The sequence below is a fragment of the Streptomyces sp. NBC_01261 genome, assembly GCF_036226385.1.
Taxonomy (GTDB): Bacteria; Actinomycetota; Actinomycetes; order Streptomycetales; family Streptomycetaceae; genus Streptomyces.
The window spans coordinates 1,720,499-1,738,423 of sequence record NZ_CP108463.1 but is presented as its reverse complement, the minus strand read 5'-3'; the positions used below and the strand labels follow the sequence as shown (position 1 = coordinate 1,738,423).

Sequence of the window (17,925 nt, the reverse complement as noted above, 5' to 3'; positions counted from 1 at the left end):
AACAGATTCGGAGCGGTCGGGCCCGCGGATTGGTCCCATCTCAAAAAAGATGGATGGCGAGATGGCCGAGCGGCAGACCCAGCTGCCAGGCGGGCGTCCAGACCTTCGGCCCGTCGTCCTCACCGGTCACCGGACCGCCTCCCGGCCCCGGTACCGCGTCCAGATCCGGCGCGAGCAGTTCGGTCTCCTCCAGCCAGCGCCAGGCGGCCTCCGCGAGCGCCAGGTCCGGTGCGTCCGCGCCGGATTCGGCGGCCTCGGCCGTCAATCTGGACATACGTTCAGCGACCCAGTCCTGCCACGGCTGGTCGTACGCCGTGAGCGAAAGCCAGGTCTCCAACTGGGTCACCACGCGGATACCGGACAACTCACCGTCCGTGTCGGACAGGAAGATGGTCAGCGCCAGCGCGTCCCGACCCGCGCGGAACTCGAAGGACGTCGGCGGCATCAGGTCGCCGGTCCGCAGCAACTCGTCGGCGATGTACTCGGCGTACAACCACGCCATGGGGACGGTGAGTTCACCGCCACCGGTGCCGTCCGTGCTCTCTTGACCTCTGTGCAGCATCCCTTCCTGCCTTCCTCCGGTGCGTGCGCGTCGCCCGGCCCGGGGCTCCGTCAGGAACCCCGGGCCCCCCAGTCCGGAACACGGATGAGGACAGCCGATTACTCAACCGGGTTCTGAGCAAGGCGCTTTACGGAGGTTTGACTAATGGATTGGTTTCACCGCAGGTCGGCCGCATAGCCCGGAAGCACCCGGCGAAGGGCGCGCAGCGCGTAGTACGCGCGGGACTTCACCGTACCGGGCGGAATCCCCAGTGCTGCCGCGGCCTCCGCCACACTCGCCCCGTGGAAATACACCAGCACCAGGACTTCCCGGTGCTCCGGAGTGAGTGTCTTCACAGCCTCCCGCACATCGAGCGTCGCCGCCGACCGTTCCGCGTGATCGGCACAGACGCGTGCGTTCTCCAGCACCGCGTCCCCGACCTCCGGCGGTCGCGCCTGCCGGGCCCGGCGCGCGTCGATGGCGAGCCGCCGGCCCACCGTCAGCAGCCACGGCCGTACGGACTCGAAGGCGTCGGCGCGCAGCGCCTCGGGGTGCTGCCAGGCCCGGACGAGGGTCTCCTGGACGAGGTCCTCGGCGCGCTGGCGGTCGCCGTCGCAGAGCCGGAGCAGCAGCGCGAAGAGCGGCCTGCCGTGCTCGCGCTGCAGTGCGGCGAGCTCGTGCCCGGCGGTCGTTCCGTCTCTGAGCGTGGGTCCGGCCGTCATGGCCGTATGGCATCGCAGGGGGGCGTTCGGGGACAGGGGGCGCACGAGGGGCTTGCGGCGGACGGTCGATCGCGTCGACGAACGGTGCGACGAACGGTCCGCGTCCCCCGGCGATCCGCCGCACGCGCACACCGGACGGGTCATCAGAGGCCGGAAGTCGTTTGCGGGGGCGGTGAAGTTCATACCTATTGGTGGGTAAATATGACCACAGTGGGGTGAATTGATGATCGCACGCAGACAGCAGGTGGCCGTCGCCGTCGCCGGCCTTCTCACCGCGGCCGCCGCCTGCCAGGCCCAGCACCACGACTCGAAGGCGTCCGGCCGTCCGGCGCCCCCCGCCGCCCGCGGCTTCACCCTCGTCGCCGCCGGTGACATCCTCCCGCACAGCGCCGTCGTCGACCGCGCCCGCTTCGACGCCGGCGGCACCGGCTACGACTTCCGCCCGATGCTCGCCGCGGTCCAGCCCCTCGTCTCCCGCGCCGATCTGGCGCTGTGTCACGTCGAGAGCGTCTACGGCGACTCCGCCACCGGCACCGCGGCCCTCACGTCCCCGCCCGAGGCGGCCCAAGGCCTCGCCGCGACCGGCTACGACAGCTGCTCCACCGCCTCCGACCACAGCCTCGACCAAGGCGCCGTCGGCATCCAGCGCACCCTCGACGCCCTCGACCGCGCGGGCGTACGGCACGCGGGAACGGCACGCACCGACGCCGAGGCGCACACGGTCACCCTGCTGCGCGCCGGTCCCGCGAAGGTCGCCCACCTCGCCTACACCGCCGACGCGAACGGCGTCCCGCTCCCGCCGGCCGAGCCCTGGGCCGTCAACCTCCTCGACCCCGCCCGCGTCCTCGCCGACGCCCGGGCCGCCCGCCGCGCGGGCGCCGACGTGGTGGTCGTCTCCGTGCGCTGGGGCACGGCGGGCCAGAACGCCCCCGACCCGCAACAGCTCGCGCTCGCCAGGGAACTCACCGCCGCCCGCACCGACGGCCGCCCGGACATCGACCTCGTCCTCGGCAACCAGGCCCGCACCCCGCAGGCGTACGAGAAGGTCAACGGCACCTGGGTCGTCTACGGGCTCGGCGACCAGATCACCGGCGAGATGTACGACAACGCGGGCACCCAGGACCCCGGCGGCAACCTGAGCACCCTCGGCCGCTTCACCTTCGTGCCGCCCGCCCGGCCCGGAGGGCGCTGGGAGGTGACGAGGGCGGAGTTCGTCCCGCAGCTGTTCGACATCGACGCGGGCCGGGTCGTCGACATCAACCAGGCGATCGGCCAGGGCGCCGACCTGACCGGCGACCGCGACCGCGTCCGCGAGGTGGTGCTGAGTCGGGGCGCGGCGAAGGACGGGCTGGTGATGGGGAAGTAGCCCCGGGGATCAGTCGACGTCGACGTGCGCGAAGGTCTCCAGCATCTGGGTGAGCACCTTTGCGCACGCGTGGACGTCGGCCTCCGTCAGCTCGCCGCCGACCTGGCGCATCAGGTAGTGCTCGCGGCCCAGCACATCGGCGATGGTCGAGCGGCCGGTGTCGGTCAGCCGGATCAGGGAGGACCGCTGGTGCGCCGGGTTCGGCACGCTCTCGACCCAGCCGTGCGCCGCCGCGTCGTTGACCATGCGCTGCACGAACTGCCGGCTCAGTGCCTGGTCGCGGCCCATCTGGGGAACCGTCATGGGTCCGTGCAGGCGCAGCAGGTTCAGGACGGCGCGTACGCCCGCGGACACGCCCTCGACCGGTTCGGCCTGCTCCACCTTGCGCGCCGCGCGCCGGTAGAGCGGGCCGACGAGGTCGAACACCTCGGTGAGGCGGTGGCCGAGTTCGTCGGGGGAGAGGGGAGCGGGCGCCGGGGGAGGAGAGTCGTTCACGGCCTCATCATGACACCTGGGTTGCCAAACCCATGCCCAAGATGACACCTTGGTTGTCATGACAGCTGCTTCGGAACTGAGCTTCTTCGCATCTGCCGACGGGGACCTGGCCTACCGCGACGTGGGCACCGGCGACCCCGTGGTCCTCCTCCACTCCGGCTTCGCCGACCACCGCGTCTTCGACGACCAACTGCCGTCCCTCGCCGCCGACTTCCGCGTCATCGCGCCCGACATCCGGGGTCACGGCCTCTCGGCCAACGCGAGCGGGCCGTTCCGCTGGGCCGACGACCTGGCGGGTCTCCTGCGCCACCTGGACCTCGGCCCCGCGGTCCTGGTCGGCCTGTCCATGGGCGCGGCCGTCGCTACCGACACCGCGCTGGAGCATCCCGAACTGGTCCGCGCGATCGTCGTCAGCGGCGGCGGCACCAGCGCGTTCGAGTACCAGGACCCCGAGCTGCTGGAACACACGGCCCGCGCCGGGCAGTTGCTCGCCACCGGCGACATCCCGGGTTGGCTCGACCAGTTCGCCCGAGGCGTGGCGGGCCCGCGCCGCACGGTGGCCGAGGTCGCCCCGTCCGTCGTCCGCCGCCTGCGCGAACTGACCGCCCACACGATCTCCAAGCACACCCCGGGCGAGAAGGACTGGTACGTCCCGCTGACCGACCCTTGGTCCGGCGTCCCGAAGCTGGACGTCCCGGTCCTGGCGATCCACGGCGCCGTCGACTGGCCGGACAGCATCGCCATGGCGCAACGCCTCGCCGACACCGTCCCGAACGGCCGTTCCACGACCGTCGAGGGCGTCGGCCACTACCCGAACATGGAGAAGCCGGAACGCTTCAACGAGATCCTGATGGACTTTCTCGGCGCCCTCCGCCGGAACGAGGCGGAGGGCTGACCACCGCACAACCGCCGACGGCCACGGCGTCACCGCCTGACCACCGCGCAACCGCCGACGGCTACGGCGTCGCCGCCCGGCTCCGGCTCATCGCCACCGGCTGTGGCACTACCGCCGGCGCTTACGGCTTCCCCGCCGGGCTGCGGCACGGCCGCCGGCGGCTTGGGCGTCACCGCCCGGCTATGCAGGGCCGCCGACGGCCACGGCATCACCGCCTGGCTACGCACGGCCGCCGGTGGCTACGGCATCACCGCCTGGCTACGCAGGGCCGCCGGTGGCTACGGCGTCGCCGCCCGGCTCCGGCCCATCGCCACCGGCTGTGGCACTACCGCCGGCGCTTACGGCGTCCCCGCCGGGCTTGCGGCACGGCCGCCGGCGGCTAGGGCGTCACCGCCCGGCGAGCGCTCCACCTCAGCATTTACGGCACGGCCGCCGGCGGGTAGGGGGCACCGCCCGGCGAGTGCTCCACCTGCACCATCTTCGGCGCGGCCGTCGGCGGCTTGGGCGTCACCGCCCAGCCACCGCTCCGCCCCCACCGGCTACCGCACGACCGCCCGGTGGCTATGGCATCACCGCCGGGCCACGCCACCACCGTCACCGGCCACCGCCCGACCGCCGGAGGCTACGGCACCACCGTCACCGGCTGCACGGTCACTGCCCGACGATCACCGGCGACGACCCCACCCCCACTGGTGACGCCACCACCGTCACCGGCCACCGCCCGACCGCCGGAGGCTACGGCACCACCGTCACCGGCCACCGCCCGACCGCCGGAGGCTACGGCACCACCGTCACCGGCCACCGCCCCGCCTTCACCAACCGCACCGCCACCGAGCCGATGATCCGGTGCCCCGCCTGCTCCGAGGCGCCCACGATGACCGCGTCGGCCTTGAGTTCGTCGGCCGCCTTCACCAGGCCGCCGTAGGGGTCGCCGCGGAACGTGTGGAATTCCCAGCGGATGTCGAATATCCCCTTCATGCGCTCGGTCTCGTGGCGGATCTGGGCGACGAGGTTCTCCGCGATCTCGTCGGTCGTGTCCGCGACCGGTGCCCCCATGGCCGCGCCCGCCGCCAGCACCGGCTGTACGTACACGAGGGCGAGCAGCGCGCCCTGGCGTCTGGCCAGGCCCGCCGCATAGGACGCGGCCCGGAGGGAGGAGTCGGAGCCGTCCATTCCGGCCATGATCACCTTGGGCCCGTCCGTGCCCCGCTCGAACTGGGTTGAGTGCTGTTCCGTCACGGCCGTGAGGTTATCGGAACCCGCAGGTCCTGAACCCGCCCGGGAGCGCTCGACGGGCGCGCCGCCCGCCCTGTTCCTACAGTCGGAACCATGACTGCCACGGTGGAGGCTGCCAGGTCCAAGGACACCAAGGGTCCGATACGGCCGCCCGGCAACGGGTTCCTCGGCCGGGTGCCGGAGGGTTTCGCGACCTTCTTCGGTGCCCTCGGCCTGCTCTGCGTCCTGCTCGCGTTCATCGCCCCGCTGCGCCGCGTGCTGCGCCCGGTGGTCCGCTTCCTCGACCTGCTGATCGTCCCCGTCAGCGCCAACCTCGCCTACGCCGTCTTCCTCTTCCTGCTCGCCGCCGCGACCGCCGCCCGCAAGAGGATCGCCTGGTGGCTGGTCGTCGTCTACCTCGGCCTGCTCGTCCTGACGGACATCCTCGGCGTGGCCCTGGGCCTGTACGCCGAGTCCCTCCCGTCGCTCATCGTGTGCGCCCTGCTGCTGGTCCTGCTGATCGTGGCGCGCGGACAGTTCTACGCCGCCTCCCGTCGCGCGGCCGTACGACGGGCCCTCGCCGTCCTCCTGGTCGGACTCGCCGTCGCGATCCTCGCCGGCTGGGGACTCGTCGCCCTGTTCCCCGGCACCCTCCCCACGAGCCAGCACCTCGGCTGGGCCGCCGACCGGGTCTGCGGCGGCCTGGTCTCCGGCCGCTCCTTCGACGGACGCCCGCCCCGCGCCCTGTTCTTCCTCCTCGGCCTGTTCGGCGCGCTCGCCCTCCTGAACGCGGCCACCGTCCTCTTCCGCTCCCAACGTCTCGAAGCGGCCCTGCACGGTGACGAGGAGGACCGCATCCGCGCCCTCCTGAAGGCCTATGGCGGCCAGGACTCCCTCGGCTACTTCGCCACCCGGCGCGACAAGGCCGTCGTCTTCTCACCCAGCGGCAAGGCCGCCGTCACCTACCGCGTCGAGGCCGGCGTCTGCCTCGCCAGCGGCGACCCGGTCGGCGACCGCGAGGCCTGGCCGCACGCCATCGCCGCCTGGCTGGACCTCGCCCGGCGCCACGCCTGGGCTCCTGCCGCGATGGGCGCCTCCGAGGACGGCGCCAGGGCCTTCGCCCGCGCTGGCCTGGGCGCCCTTCAACTCGGCGACGAGGCCATCCTCCACGTAGCCGACTTCGACCTCGCCGGCCGCGACATGCGCGTCACCCGGCAGGCCGTGAGCCGTGTCCGCCGCGCCGGCGCCACCTGCCGCATCCGCCGCCACGCCACCCTCACCGACACGGAGATGGAGGAGGTCGTCGACCGCGCCGACGCCTGGCGCGACACCGAGACCGAACGCGGCTTCTCCATGGCCCTGGACCGCCTCGGCGACCCGGCCGACGGCGACTGCCTCCTCGTGGAAGCTCTGGGCGAGGACGGCAAGTTGCTCGCCCTGCTCTCCCTCGTCCCCTGGGGCAGCGACGGCGTCTCCCTCGACCTGATGCGCCGCGACCGCACCGCCCCCAACGGCGTCATGGAGTTCATGGTCGCCGAACTCTGTGCCGCAGCACCGAAGTTGGGCGTCCACCGCATCTCCCTCAACTTCGCCGTGTTCCGCTCGGCCTTCGAGGAGGGCGCCCGCATCGGCGCGGGCCCGGTGCTCCGCCTGTGGCGCCGCCTCCTGCTGTTCTTCTCCAAGTGGTGGCAACTGGAGGCCCTTTACCGCTCCAACGCCAAGTACCACCCCGAGTGGTACCCCCGCTTCATCTGCTACGGCGAGACCGCCTCCCTGGCCCGTATCAGCCTCGCCTCCGGCATCGCCGAGGGCTTCGTCTCCGTACCGTCGCTGCGCCAACTCTGGGGAAAGGGGCACCAGAAGAGCGGCCCGCGCCCCGCGACCACCGCGGACCTGCCGCCCCTGTCGGCGCTCGGCCTCGACAGCGAGGACGCGGCCGACGGCCCGGACAGCGGCCTGCCCGAGCAGGTCCGCGTCCGGCACCACAAACTCGACCGCCTCAGCTCCGCCGGCATCGACCCCTACCCGGTCGGCGTCCCGCAGCGCACCCACACCCTCGCCGAGGTCCGCACGGGGGACCAAGTCACCGTCGCCGGGCGGGTGATGCTCGTGCGCGACCTCGGCGGCATCGTCTTCCTCACCCTGCGCGACTGGTCCGGCGACCACCAACTCGCCCTCACCCGGGCCGAGTCGGGCCCCGACCTCGACCGCTTCGTCACCGACACCGACATCGGCGACCACATCACCGCCACCGGCCGCGCGGGCACCAGCGACAAGGGCGAACCCACCGTCTTCGTCTCCTCCTGGCAGCTCACCGGCAAGTGCCTGCGCCCGCTGCCCGACAAACACCGCGGCCTCACCGACCCCGAGGCCAAGGTCCGCATGCGCTACCTCGACCTCGTCGCGAGCCCGGCGGCCCGTGACGTCGTCCGCGCCCGCTGCACCGCCGTACAGGCCCTGCGCCAGGGCCTGTTGGAGCGCGGCTACCTGGAGGTCGAGACCCCGATGCTCCAGCAGATCCACGGCGGCGCCAACGCCCGCCCCTTCACCACCCACATCAACGCCTACGACCTCGACCTGTATCTGCGCATCGCCCCCGAGCTCTACCTGAAACGGCTCTGCGTCGGCGGCATGGAGAAGGTCTTCGAGATGGGCCGCACCTTCCGCAACGAGGGCGTCTCCTACAAGCACAACCCCGAGTTCACGATGTTGGAGGCCTACCAGGCGTACGCCGACTACGACGTGATGCTCGACCTCGTCCGCGAACTCATCCAGGGCGCGGCCACGGCGGCCTTCGGTTCGCCCGTCGCCCGCAAGGACGGCCAGGAGTACGACATCTCCGGGACCTGGCCCGTCAAGACCGTCCACGGCGCGATCTCCGAGGCGCTCGGCGAGGAGATCGACGCCGGCACCGAACTGGCCCGCCTGCACCGGCTCTGCGACCGCGCGGGCGTGCCGTACGGCGCCGACGACGGGCGCGGGGACGTCGTCCTGGAGATGTACGAACGGCTCGTGGAGGAGCCGACCCGGCTGCCCACCTTCTACAAGGACTTCCCGACCGACGTCTCCCCGCTCACCCGGCAGCACCGCACCGACCCGCGGCTCGCCGAACGCTGGGACCTGGTCGCGTTCGGCACCGAACTCGGCACCGCCTACTCCGAGCTGACCGACCCCGTCGAACAGCGCCGCCGCCTCACCGCTCAGTCGCTGCTCGCCGCCGGGGGAGACCCCGAGGCGATGGAGCTCGACGAGGACTTCCTCGACGCACTCGAATACGCGATGCCGCCCACCGGCGGACTCGGCATCGGCGTCGACCGACTCGTCATGTTCCTCACCGGCCTGACGATCCGTGAGACGCTGCCGTTCCCCCTCGTCCGGCGCCGCTGAGCGCGCGAACACTGGGCCGGGCGGGTGTTTTCCCGCCGCCGCACCGGTGTCGCCGTGGGGCGGCGGGGCTCGCGCGGGCGACTGATGAGTCATGAAGAAGGATCAGTTGCTCACGCGCCGACGGGCCCTGCTCGCCGGCGCCGCCGCCGTCGGGGCGGCCGGTACCGCCGGTCTGCTGTACTCCGGACTCGCGGACGACGCCCCGGCCCGGACCATCGCCCCCGCCGCCGGGCCCCCGCCGCGCCTCGCGCGCAAACCCTCCTCCTACCGCCTCCAGCCCGTGGCCGGATACGGCGCGCCCCACAGCGCCCCCGCCCACGTCCCGGTGCGGCACGAACCCTTCCTGCGCATGTCCGGACGCGGCAACACCATGGTGCTCACCTTCGACGACGGACCCGACCCCCGCTACACCCCGCACATCCTCGACACCCTCGCCGAGTACGACGTCCGCGCCACGTTCTTCGTCTGCGGCGAGATGGCCGACTGGAACCGCGACCTGCTCGCCCGCATGTCCGACGAGGGCCACGTCGTCGGCAACCACACCTGGTCCCACCCTCTCCTGACGAAGATGACCCGCGGTCAGATCCGCTCGGAGATGGAACGCACCAGCGACGTCATCGAGGACGCCTACGGCGAACGCCCGCAGTGGTTCCGCGCGCCCTACGGCGCCTGGAACCGGGCCACCTTCCAGCTCGGCTCCGAGATGGGCATGGAACCCCTCGCGTGGACCGTCGACACCCTCGACTGGGACACCCCCGGCGTCCGCCACATCGTCAACGCGGTCGAGGACGGCGCCGCCCCCGGCATCGTGGTGCTCTCGCACGACGCCGGGGGCGACCGGACCCAGAGCGTGAAGGCGCTGCGCGAATACCTGCCGCACCTGCTCGACTCCGGCTACCACATGACACTGCCGCGCCGCCGCACCACCACCTGACGGGCTTTCGCCCGCCCGGCCGGGGAACGCTCAGCGGACCTCGACCAGGCGGGCGAAGACGACGACGTTCCCGTCGTAGCCGTTCTGCTTGGAGAAACCGCCGCCGCAGGTGATGACACGGAGTTCCGGAGTTCCCTTGGACGCGTAGACGCGGTCGCCGGGGAAGTCCTTCTTCTCGAAGACCTCGATGCCGTAGATCTCGAAGACGGCCGTCTTTCCGTCCTTGCGCTCGACCTCGACGCGATTTCCCTTCTTGAGGGCCCCCAGCCCGTAGAACACGGCCGGGCCCATTTTGTTGTCGACGTGGCCGACGACGACCGCCGTGCCCTTTTCGCCGGGGGAGACGGCGCCGGTGAACCAGCCCGCCAGATTCGGGTCCTCCGGCGGCGGAGCACCCACCCAGCCGTCCGCGTCCAGGCCCACCGGCATGACCGGGGCGTCGACCCGGATCGCGGGGATCCGCACCCGGTCGGCGACGGAGTACGGCAGCGGGGCCGGGACCTTGCCGAACGTGGTGTGGCCGGTCCGGGCATCCGCGGCCGCGGCGGAGGCGGGCTGCGGCGGCCCGATGTCGAACTCCCCGGAACCATTCCGAATGAGCGCGAGACCGGTCAGCAGAACAAGCGCTATCACTCCCCACGGGGCGCGCTTCTTCTGCCGCTCCTCCTCTTCGGCAAGCTCGGACAGCTCCGACGCAGACATTCGCCATCCCCTCTCGACGCGGCCGTCGCCCCGTCCATCGCGCATACGAGAACGCTAAGTCCCGAAGCCGGAACCGGCGACGGGGAAAGCGCGAACGGGTGGCCCGGACATCCTTATGTGCGCCATACGAGTTGACGCCCGCAGGAATTTTCTGACGGTCCGTGACCTGCGGCAATATCCGATTGTGCGCTTTTCCCCCGGCGTGTCCTCTCACCAGGACGGACCATTCTCGAAATGCGGTCGCGCGCAAGGCATCTGAGGGTGCGTCTGGGAGGCGTTTTCTCGCCGATCGACCGGGGACGGGTCCCGGGGCGCCTTCCGCGGAGGATGACATGCGTACTACTCGTGCCCTGGCTGCCGCCGGTGCCGCGGTGGCCGTCCTGGGGCTCGCCGCCCCGGTGGCCGTCGCGGACGGCATGGGCGCCAGCCCCAGCAACATCGTCGCCCTGCCCAGCGTGATCGCCCGCGGCGGCCAGCTCACCGTCACGGTCGACGGCTGCTTCAGCGGCGGCAACGCCATCGCCACCTCACCGGGGTTCGAACGCCCCGCCAACCTGTCCCTGCTCGGCAACTCCGGTACGACGTCCAGCGGAACCGCCAGGATCAGCCGCTCGGCCACCCCCGGCGCGTACAGCATCACCGTCCGCTGCTCCAACGGCTCCTCGCTGACCCGTGACGACGCCTACACCGTCATCGGCGGAGTCCGGGGCGGGCTCGGCGGCAGCAGCAGCGCTGGGGCGACCCCGACCGACATGGCGATCGGCGGCGGCCTCGTCGCCGCGGCCGTCGTGGGCGGCGGGGTGTTCTGGATGCGCCGCCGCACCGAGCGCGGGATCTGACCTCCTCCCCTTCGGAGTCCAGCCGCATGTGACAGGCCTTCGCCCCGGACCCTTGCGGGTTCCGGGGCGAAGGCCTGTGCGGGTGGTGTCGTGGTCAGACGCCGTCCTCCCCGGTACGGCGGCGCGAGAAGTGGTACGCCGCGCCCACCGAGCCCGCGATGAGGGCCGCGCCGATGCCGAGCTCCTTGAGGTCGAAGCCGGCGATGCTGCCGCCCTCGCCGGCGTGGACCCCTCGGGGAATCTGCTGGGCCGGCTGGAGCGGCTGGATGTTGTTGTTCGTGCGGCCGGACGCGATGGTCAGACCCGTGGAGCCGCTCACGCCGTCACACGTGAACGTCACCTGGTACACCGCGCCCGGCCTGGCGTCCCAGTCGACCATCGCCGTGGCGGAGGACTGCCCCGGCGAGATCCTGACGGTGTCGAAGACCCCGGAGGAGACCGTGGCGGAGCCCTTGCAGCCGCCCTGGTCCCGGTCGAGCTGCAGGGTCACCTGGCCGCCCGCCGCGATCGTCGAGGGCAGGACGCTGAAGCCGAACGGCGTGATGTTGTGGTTGCCGTCGCCCTTCGCGACGGCGACCGGCGCGGACAGGGCGAGGGCGCTGATGCCCAGCAGTGCGGCCGAAGCGACGCGTATCGCGCGCATGGTGATTCCTCCGGGTCCCCGAGGAGCAGCAGCGGACCTTTTCCGCTTGCGCCGTAAATGCACCTCGATGACCGAAACGCTAGGAACATGTGTGCGCTCCCGCGATCGCAGTCGCGCGAATGGGGCAATCGTGTGGGCCGCACAGGGGACCCCGTTCGTGCGACCGGGGGACGCCCGCGGCGTGGCGGACGTCCCCCGATGACCGGCTCCGGTGAGGGGCCGTCAGTCCTTGATGTGCGGGAAGAGGTTCAGGAACGGCTGTGCCGAGGCCGTGATTCCACGGCTGTACGGCGCGTCGAAGTCCCAGATCAGGAACAGCAGGAAGGCGATCAGCGCAGAGAACAGCCCGGCGAGGATCAGCTCCCGTGTCGTACGCCGGATCTGCAGCGCGAACACCATGCCGATGGTGATCACGGCCCCGGCGAGCAGCCCGAACCACACCACCGACGGCATGGTCGCCCCGGTGGAGTCCGAACGGGCGTTGCGTGCCGCGTCCACGGCGGTCACCTGGTCGACGAGCGGCTGGTAGGCCTGCGCCTGGAAGTCCGTCGTCGGCTGGTAGTCGGTGACGTCCGCGCGGATGCGACTCAGGAGGTCGGTGCCGCGCTGGGTGAGCTTCTCGTGGTCGGCCATCGTCTTCCACTCGACGTTGACGACCTGTGAGACATAGGCCTCGACGTCGGCCCGGACGCGGTCACGCTCGGCCGGCGGATAGACCCGCACCCGCTCCGAGATCTCGTGCAGCGCCTGCGCCTCCGCCTGTACGTGGTCCTGGGCGGCGCTGCGGGCCTCCCAGACACCGGCGATCGCGAGGCCCAGGACGATGGCGTACACCACGCCGATCCACATCGTCATGTACTCGATGACGTCCGGGGTCTCACTGGGGTCCTCGTCCTCGGACGCCGCGCGTTCACGCAGGAAGGTGACGATGACGACGACGACACAGGCCGCCGCCATCGCGAGGACGAGAACAAGCCATTCCGACAAGAGGTTCCTCCGGGAATCAGCGCGGACGCAGCGCGACGATGGCGATCACCGCGGGCACGGTGATGAGCAGGACGTAGACGACCGGCGACGTCCGACCGGGCGTCGGCCGCTGGCGCGGCTGGGCGTGGTACTTCGGATAACTCACCGGGGACGCCGAGGGATGCGGGGTCGGCTCGGGCGACGGAGTCGGAGTCGGGGTCGGGGTGGGTGTCGGAGTGGGCGTGGGGGTCGGGATCACCCGGGGCAGCGGAGCCGCGGGTGCCGGACGCGGCGCCGGGGCGGGCGGTGGCGGGGTGGGCTTCGGGGTGGGCCGCGGCCTCGGCGTCGGCTTGGGCGTCGGGGTCGGGGTGGGTTTCGGCGGGGGAGGCGGTGTGGGCTTCGGCGGTGGCGGGGTGGGCGTCGGGGAGGGGCAGGGTGGCGGCGGGGTCGGCTTCGGGCAGGCCGGGGGAGTCGGCCAGGAGCCGTCGCCGGCCACCGCCACCGCCTCCGTGCCGTCCGGCCCCGTCGAGGCGTACGCACAGGCGTCGGCCGCTGCCAGGCCCGCCGGTGCGCCCGCCAGCAGCCATGTCAGCGTCACCAGGGTCAACACCCTTGCGGCGAGGGCGGTTCGGGTCGGTTCGGGTCCATGCACGACGGAGATCATGAGCCCTCGCGGGCGGGGGCGCGCCGGGGCGCGGGAGGAATGCCCCGAAGGAGTGGAAGACGGGGTACGGCCGTTTGACGAACCGGCCTCCGGACGTGGCCGGATGCGCACGGGCGTACGAGAAGGAGCCGCCGTGTCACAGGGGTCGGAAAGAAATTTGTGCGGCGGTTGAACACTTCCGTGGTCCCCACCCGTACCTAGGACCGTGCGGCGGCACAGACGGGCGCTGCAACATCCAGGTGATTATGGGGAGTTGACGATGAAGACCTCCTGGCGGAGCGCCTCACTCGCGGCGACGGCCGTGTCCGTCATGGCGTTGACGGCGGCGTGCGGTTCGGACAATGTGACCACGCCTTCCTCTGCGGCACAGAACGTCGGTGCCACGGCGGCGGCCGGAGGTTACGGAAGCGTCGGTGCGGCCACGTCGAGCCCCAGCACCGGTGCCGGCAACGGCTACGGCGCCGACGGCCAGCAGGCCGCGGCCGCCGAGCCCGCGGGCCAGCTGACCGTTGCCAACAACCCCGACCTCGGCAAGGTGTTGAGCGACGGTGCGGGTCTCACCCTCTACCGTTTCGACGCCGACACGGCCAATCCCCCCAAGTCGAACTGCGACGGCGACTGCGCCACCGCCTGGCCGCCGGTTCCCGCGGACGACGCCACGGCCGGCGCCGGTATCGACAAGTCCCTCCTCGGCGAGGTGACCCGCACCGACGGCACCAAGCAGCTGACCATCGGCGGCTGGCCCGCCTACCGCTACGCCAAGGACGTCAACGCCGGTGACGTCAACGGCCAGGGCGTGGGCGGCAAGTGGTACGCGCTCGCCCCCGACGGCAAGAAGGCGACCCTTGCCAGCCTGCCCGGTCTGTCCGTGAAGAAGGACGCCAAGCTCGGCGACATCGTCGTCGACAAGAACGGCCACACGGTCTACCGCTTCCTCAAGGACAAGGCATGGCCGAAGTCGGTGTCGAACTGCCTCGGCGACTGCGCGAAGAAGTGGCCGGCCGTCGGCATCGTCTCGGCGAACGACACCAAGGGCGTGCAGAAGAAGGGCCTCATGGGCTTCACCCGCCCCGACGGTGTCAAGCAGATGACCGTCAACTGCTGGCCCATCTACACCTTCTCCGGCGACACGGCCGCCGGACAGACCAACGGTCAGGGCGTGGGCGGCACTTGGTACGCCGTCTCCCCTGAAGGCAAGCCGGTCGGCGCGCCCGCGGAGTAGCGAGAACCTCCCCAGGGTTGATCGCCCCCCGCCCACTCGGCACCGAGACGCGGAAGGGAGGGTCGCGGGCAAGCGACAGAAATGCCGAACAACACAGCAGCGCGCGCGACCTCAGGTCCGCCCCCTCCGCACCGCACGGAGGGGGCGGGCCGCTTTGGCGTATTCCGGCCGCCAATTCCGGCATTCTCCGCGCCTCTCCGCATGTCCCCGCACGTCAATTCGGCATGTGACGCAGGCAGTGACCGGGAACGGATGGTCAATTTCCGTTTCCGCTCGCTCCTTTGGCAGGCGATCAGTAGCCTCAGCTCGAACACCGGATCGCCTACGCCTTGGAGAGATACATGGAGCGTCCCGCCTGGGCACCACGAAGCATCGACATCTCGGTGCCGAGCGTTTCGCGTATCTACGACTACTACCTGGGCGGTTCGCACAACTTCGAGGTCGACCGGGAAGCGGCCCGCAAGGCCATGGAGTTCCTCCCGGGACTTCCCAAGATCATGCAGGCGAACCGGGCGTTCATGCGTCGCGCCGTACGATTCGCGGCGGCCGAGGGCATCACCCAGTTCCTCGACATCGGCTCCGGAATTCCCACCTTCGGAAACGTCCACGAGGTGGCCCAGGCGGCCGTCCCGGGCGCCCATGTCATGTACGTCGACCACGATCCGGTGGCGGTCGCGCACAGCCAGGCCGTCCTGGCGGACAACACGACCGCGGACGTCGTCGCGGCCGACCTCCGCAAGCCCCAGGAGATCCTGGCGAGCGCCGAGGTGCAGCGGCTGATCGACGTGAATCGGCCAGTGGCCCTGCTTCTCGTTGCCATACTGCACTTCGTGGAAGACACGGACGACCCGTACGGAGCGGTGGCACAGCTGCGCGAGGCACTCGCACCCGGCAGCCTGCTGATCCTCACCCATGCCTCGTACGAGGGAATCCCGTTGCCACCGGAGCGGGCGGAGGGCGCGGTGGACGTGTACAAGGACATTCGCAATCCGTTGATCATGCGCTCGCGCGACGAGATCGCGCGGTTCTTCGAGGGGTACGACATGGTGGAACCGGGACTGGTGCCGATGCCGGAGTGGCGGCCGGACACGGTGCTGGAGGACGAGGATCCGTACTCCTTCTCCGGATTCGCCGGCGTAGGACGCGCGGCGTGATCGCGGAGCCGGACGGGCCTGAGGGCAGACTGCGCAGGTTCGCGACCATCTGGAGCCGGGCGGTGTTCCCGGCGACCTCCACGTCGCTGACCCCGCCCGAGTTCGAGGAGCTGCTCCTGCCGCTGGCACGGCGGTTGAGCGAGGCGCTGCGCGCCAGGACCTTCGAGGTCGAGGAGGGCAAGGCGGTCGGTTCCGCCCTCGTCTCCGCGCACTGCACCGACCCCGACGCCCTCACCCGCACCCTGGAGTGCGTCGACGCCTACCTGGTGCTCTACTGCGGCGGCGACGGCTCCCAGGAGGACCTGCGGATCCGCTCGGCCCGGCTCCAGCACGCCATGGCCGCCGGCTTCGCCCAGGCCCTGCGCGAGCGCACGCTGGCCGAGCAGGAGGCCATCTCCGTGGCCGCCCTGCAGGCCCAGGGCGTCGTCGCCCAGGCCCTGCACGCGACCGAGGCCCGCTTCCGCGCGGTCTTCGAAGGCGCGGCCATAGGTATCGGCATGGCCGACCTCGACGGCAACATCCTCCAGGTCAACGGCGCGCTGCTGCGCATGTTCGGGATCTCCGACCAGACCATGGGCGGCCGCAACGTCCGCGAGTGGACCCACCCGGACGACGCCCCCCAGACCTGGACCCTCTACGACGAGCTCGTCCGCGGCGAGCGCGAGCACTACCACGTCGAGAAGGCGTTCTACCGACCTGACGGAACGGTCCTGTGGACCAACCTCACGGTCTCCCTCCTGCGCGACGCCGACGGCGACCCGCAGTACCAGCTCGCGCTCATGGAGGACACCACCGAGCGGCGGCTGCTCAACCTGCGGCTGCGCTACGAGGCGACCCACGACGCCCTCACCGGCCTCCCGAACCGCACCCTGTTCTTCGAACGCCTGGAGAAGGCGCTCGGCGCGGGCAACAACCAGCGGTTCGGCCTGTGTTACCTCGACCTCGACGGCTTCAAGACCATCAACGACAGCCTCGGCCACGCGGCCGGCGACCGGCTGCTCGTCGAGGTCGCCGACCGCCTGCAGTCCTGCGCGACCGCACCCGGCGAGATGGTCGCCCGGCTCGGCGGCGACGAGTTCGTCGCGCTGACCACCGGCCCCGACACCGAGCGCGAGGTCGACGAACTCGCGGGCCGCATCATGAACGCCCTAATCACCCCTGTCAGCATCGACGGACGTGACCTCACCGTGCGCGGCTCCATCGGCATCGTCGAGGGCCCGGCCGGCGAGCGCGGCCCCGCGGAGGTGCTGCGCAGCGCCGACATCACGATGTACCGCGCCAAGTCCGCGGGCGGCAACCGCTTCGAACTCGCCGATCCCGAGGCCGACGCCCGAGCGATCACCCGCCACGGCCTGACGACGGCACTTCCGGCCGCCCTGGACCGCAACGAGTTCTTCATCGAGTACCAGCCGCTGGTCCACCTCGGCGACGGCAGCGTGCGCGGCGCCGAGGCACTCGTCCGCTGGCTGCACCCGCAGCACGGCGTCCTGGGCCCCGACCGCTTCATCCCGCTCGCCGAACACACCGGCCTGATCGTCCCGTTGGGCCGCTGGGTCCTGGAACAGTCCGTACGCCAGGCCCGCGCGTGGCGTGAGACCTACGGCGACGGCGTCCCCCTGCGCATCAACGTCAACCTCTCGCCCTGCCAGCTCACCCACCCCGGCCTGGTCCAGGACACCGTCGACATCCTGGAGCGCACGGGCGTCGCACCCGACGCGCTCTGCTTGGAGGTCACCGAGTCCGCGCTGATCGGCGCCGACGACGACCTCCTGAAGCCGCTGCGCCGCCTCGCCGAGATGGGCGTCGACATCGCCCTGGACGACTTCGGCACCGGCTACTCCAACCTCGCCAACCTCCGCCGTCTGCCGGTCAGCATCCTCAAGCTGGACCGCTCCTTCACGCAGAGCATGCAGCAGTTCCCGGCCGACCCCGTCGACCTCAAGATCGTCGAGGGCATCGTCTCCCTCGCCCACAGCCTGAACCTCACGGTGACGGTCGAGGGCGTCGAGACCGGCGCGCAGGCCGAACAACTCCGCATACTCGGCTGCGACACGGCCCAGGGCTGGTTCTACGCCCGCCCGGGACCGCCGGAGCGGCTGCACGAGCTGGCGTTGGTGGACGCGACGGGGTGAGGCGGTGCCCCGGGTTCCTGACTCGCGCGGCGCCCTCGCGGTGGCTGC

General features: G+C 71.4%; 16 protein-coding genes. 8 read left to right on the top strand and 8 right to left on the bottom strand.

Translation table 11 applies throughout. The features are described from left to right. Positions 1-40 precede the first annotated feature (40 nt). Positions 41-562 (bottom strand): hypothetical protein, encoded by a 522-nt coding sequence (locus OG226_RS07680; RefSeq protein ID WP_328675970.1) that lies wholly within the window; start codon positions 560-562, stop codon positions 41-43. A gap of 155 nt (positions 563-717) precedes the next feature. Further along, entirely contained in the window at positions 718-1,263 is a 546-nt protein-coding gene (locus tag OG226_RS07675) for a sigma-70 family RNA polymerase sigma factor (protein ID WP_328675969.1), read from the bottom strand. 223 nt (positions 1,264-1,486) lie between these two features. Between OG226_RS07675 and OG226_RS07670 the strand changes: the two genes are divergently transcribed. Next, positions 1,487-2,629, top strand: a complete 1,143-nt coding sequence (locus OG226_RS07670; RefSeq protein ID WP_329348371.1) for a CapA family protein — start codon at positions 1,487-1,489, stop codon at positions 2,627-2,629. A gap of 9 nt (positions 2,630-2,638) precedes the next feature. On the opposite strand, the gene OG226_RS07665 is transcribed toward OG226_RS07670, so the two are convergent. Continuing rightward, complete coding sequence (locus tag OG226_RS07665; RefSeq protein WP_328675967.1) at positions 2,639-3,124, bottom strand: MarR family winged helix-turn-helix transcriptional regulator; 486 nt, start codon at positions 3,122-3,124, stop codon at positions 2,639-2,641. A 58-nt stretch (positions 3,125-3,182) separates the two neighbouring features. Here OG226_RS07665 and OG226_RS07660 point away from each other — a divergent pair, with 58 nt between their 5' ends. Next, positions 3,183-4,019: an alpha/beta fold hydrolase gene (locus tag OG226_RS07660; RefSeq protein ID WP_329348370.1), complete on the top strand. Its 837-nt coding sequence runs from the start codon at positions 3,183-3,185 to the stop codon at positions 4,017-4,019. A gap of 777 nt (positions 4,020-4,796) precedes the next feature. Here OG226_RS07660 and OG226_RS07655 read toward each other — a convergent pair. Then, on the bottom strand, positions 4,797-5,258 hold the full coding sequence (locus OG226_RS07655; protein WP_328675965.1) for a universal stress protein: 462 nt from the start codon (positions 5,256-5,258) through the stop codon (positions 4,797-4,799). A gap of 90 nt (positions 5,259-5,348) precedes the next feature. Here OG226_RS07655 and lysX point away from each other — a divergent pair, with 90 nt between their 5' ends. Next, complete coding sequence (lysX, locus tag OG226_RS07650; protein ID WP_328675964.1) at positions 5,349-8,621, top strand: bifunctional lysylphosphatidylglycerol synthetase/lysine--tRNA ligase LysX; 3,273 nt, start codon at positions 5,349-5,351, stop codon at positions 8,619-8,621. A gap of 91 nt (positions 8,622-8,712) precedes the next feature. Further along, positions 8,713-9,555, top strand: a complete 843-nt coding sequence (locus OG226_RS07645) for a polysaccharide deacetylase family protein (RefSeq protein WP_328675963.1) — start codon at positions 8,713-8,715, stop codon at positions 9,553-9,555. Between the two features lie 30 nt (positions 9,556-9,585). Here the strand turns inward: OG226_RS07645 and OG226_RS07640 are convergent, their stop codons facing one another. Continuing rightward, complete coding sequence (locus tag OG226_RS07640) at positions 9,586-10,257, bottom strand: class F sortase (protein ID WP_327399548.1); 672 nt, start codon at positions 10,255-10,257, stop codon at positions 9,586-9,588. 332 nt (positions 10,258-10,589) lie between these two features. Here OG226_RS07640 and OG226_RS07635 point away from each other — a divergent pair, with 332 nt between their 5' ends. Continuing rightward, a complete protein-coding gene (locus OG226_RS07635) occupies positions 10,590-11,096 on the top strand; it encodes a hypothetical protein (protein ID WP_328675962.1) in 507 nt (168 codons plus the stop codon). Positions 11,097-11,190: 94 nt separating this feature from the next. Here the strand turns inward: OG226_RS07635 and OG226_RS07630 are convergent, their stop codons facing one another. From OG226_RS07630 to OG226_RS07620, 3 genes are all read right to left on the bottom strand, one after another. After that, entirely contained in the window at positions 11,191-11,739 is a 549-nt protein-coding gene (locus tag OG226_RS07630) for a hypothetical protein (protein WP_328675961.1), read from the bottom strand. Between the two features lie 222 nt (positions 11,740-11,961). After that, a complete protein-coding gene (locus tag OG226_RS07625; RefSeq protein ID WP_328675960.1) occupies positions 11,962-12,726 on the bottom strand; it encodes a bestrophin-like domain in 765 nt (254 codons plus the stop codon). Between the two features lie 16 nt (positions 12,727-12,742). Continuing rightward, positions 12,743-13,357, bottom strand: a complete 615-nt coding sequence (locus OG226_RS07620; protein WP_329348369.1) for a hypothetical protein — start codon at positions 13,355-13,357, stop codon at positions 12,743-12,745. 271 nt (positions 13,358-13,628) lie between these two features. On the opposite strand from OG226_RS07620, the gene OG226_RS07615 reads away from it, so the two are divergent. The 3 genes from OG226_RS07615 (at position 13,629) to OG226_RS07605 (ending at position 17,877) form a co-directional block, all read left to right on the top strand. Then, on the top strand, positions 13,629-14,591 hold the full coding sequence (locus tag OG226_RS07615) for an SCO0930 family lipoprotein (protein WP_328675958.1): 963 nt from the start codon (positions 13,629-13,631) through the stop codon (positions 14,589-14,591). A gap of 341 nt (positions 14,592-14,932) precedes the next feature. Beyond that, positions 14,933-15,745 (top strand): SAM-dependent methyltransferase, encoded by an 813-nt coding sequence (locus OG226_RS07610; RefSeq protein ID WP_328675957.1) that lies wholly within the window; start codon positions 14,933-14,935, stop codon positions 15,743-15,745. Beyond that, the gene (locus OG226_RS07605; protein WP_329348368.1) at positions 15,742-17,877 is read left to right on the top strand and encodes a putative bifunctional diguanylate cyclase/phosphodiesterase; all 2,136 of its coding nucleotides are present in this window, start codon (positions 15,742-15,744) and stop codon (positions 17,875-17,877) included. Before OG226_RS07610 ends, OG226_RS07605 begins: the two co-directional genes overlap by 4 nt. The last annotated feature ends 48 nt before the right edge of the window (positions 17,878-17,925 follow it).

Coding starts and splice junctions, on each gene's coding strand:
- OG226_RS07640 (WP_327399548.1), bottom strand. CDS start 10,257: ATGTCTGCGTCGGAGCTGTCCGAGCTTGCCGAAGAGGAGGAGCGGCAG.
- OG226_RS07615 (WP_328675958.1), top strand. CDS start 13,629: ATGAAGACCTCCTGGCGGAGCGCCTCACTCGCGGCGACGGCCGTGTCC.
- OG226_RS07630 (WP_328675961.1), bottom strand. CDS start 11,739: ATGCGCGCGATACGCGTCGCTTCGGCCGCACTGCTGGGCATCAGCGCC.
- OG226_RS07610 (WP_328675957.1), top strand. CDS start 14,933: ATGGAGCGTCCCGCCTGGGCACCACGAAGCATCGACATCTCGGTGCCG.
- OG226_RS07645 (WP_328675963.1), top strand. CDS start 8,713: ATGAAGAAGGATCAGTTGCTCACGCGCCGACGGGCCCTGCTCGCCGGC.
- OG226_RS07680 (WP_328675970.1), bottom strand. CDS start 562: ATGCTGCACAGAGGTCAAGAGAGCACGGACGGCACCGGTGGCGGTGAA.
- OG226_RS07670 (WP_329348371.1), top strand. CDS start 1,487: ATGATCGCACGCAGACAGCAGGTGGCCGTCGCCGTCGCCGGCCTTCTC.
- OG226_RS07675 (WP_328675969.1), bottom strand. CDS start 1,263: ATGACGGCCGGACCCACGCTCAGAGACGGAACGACCGCCGGGCACGAG.
- OG226_RS07635 (WP_328675962.1), top strand. CDS start 10,590: ATGCGTACTACTCGTGCCCTGGCTGCCGCCGGTGCCGCGGTGGCCGTC.
- OG226_RS07660 (WP_329348370.1), top strand. CDS start 3,183: ATGACAGCTGCTTCGGAACTGAGCTTCTTCGCATCTGCCGACGGGGAC.
- lysX (WP_328675964.1), top strand. CDS start 5,349: ATGACTGCCACGGTGGAGGCTGCCAGGTCCAAGGACACCAAGGGTCCG.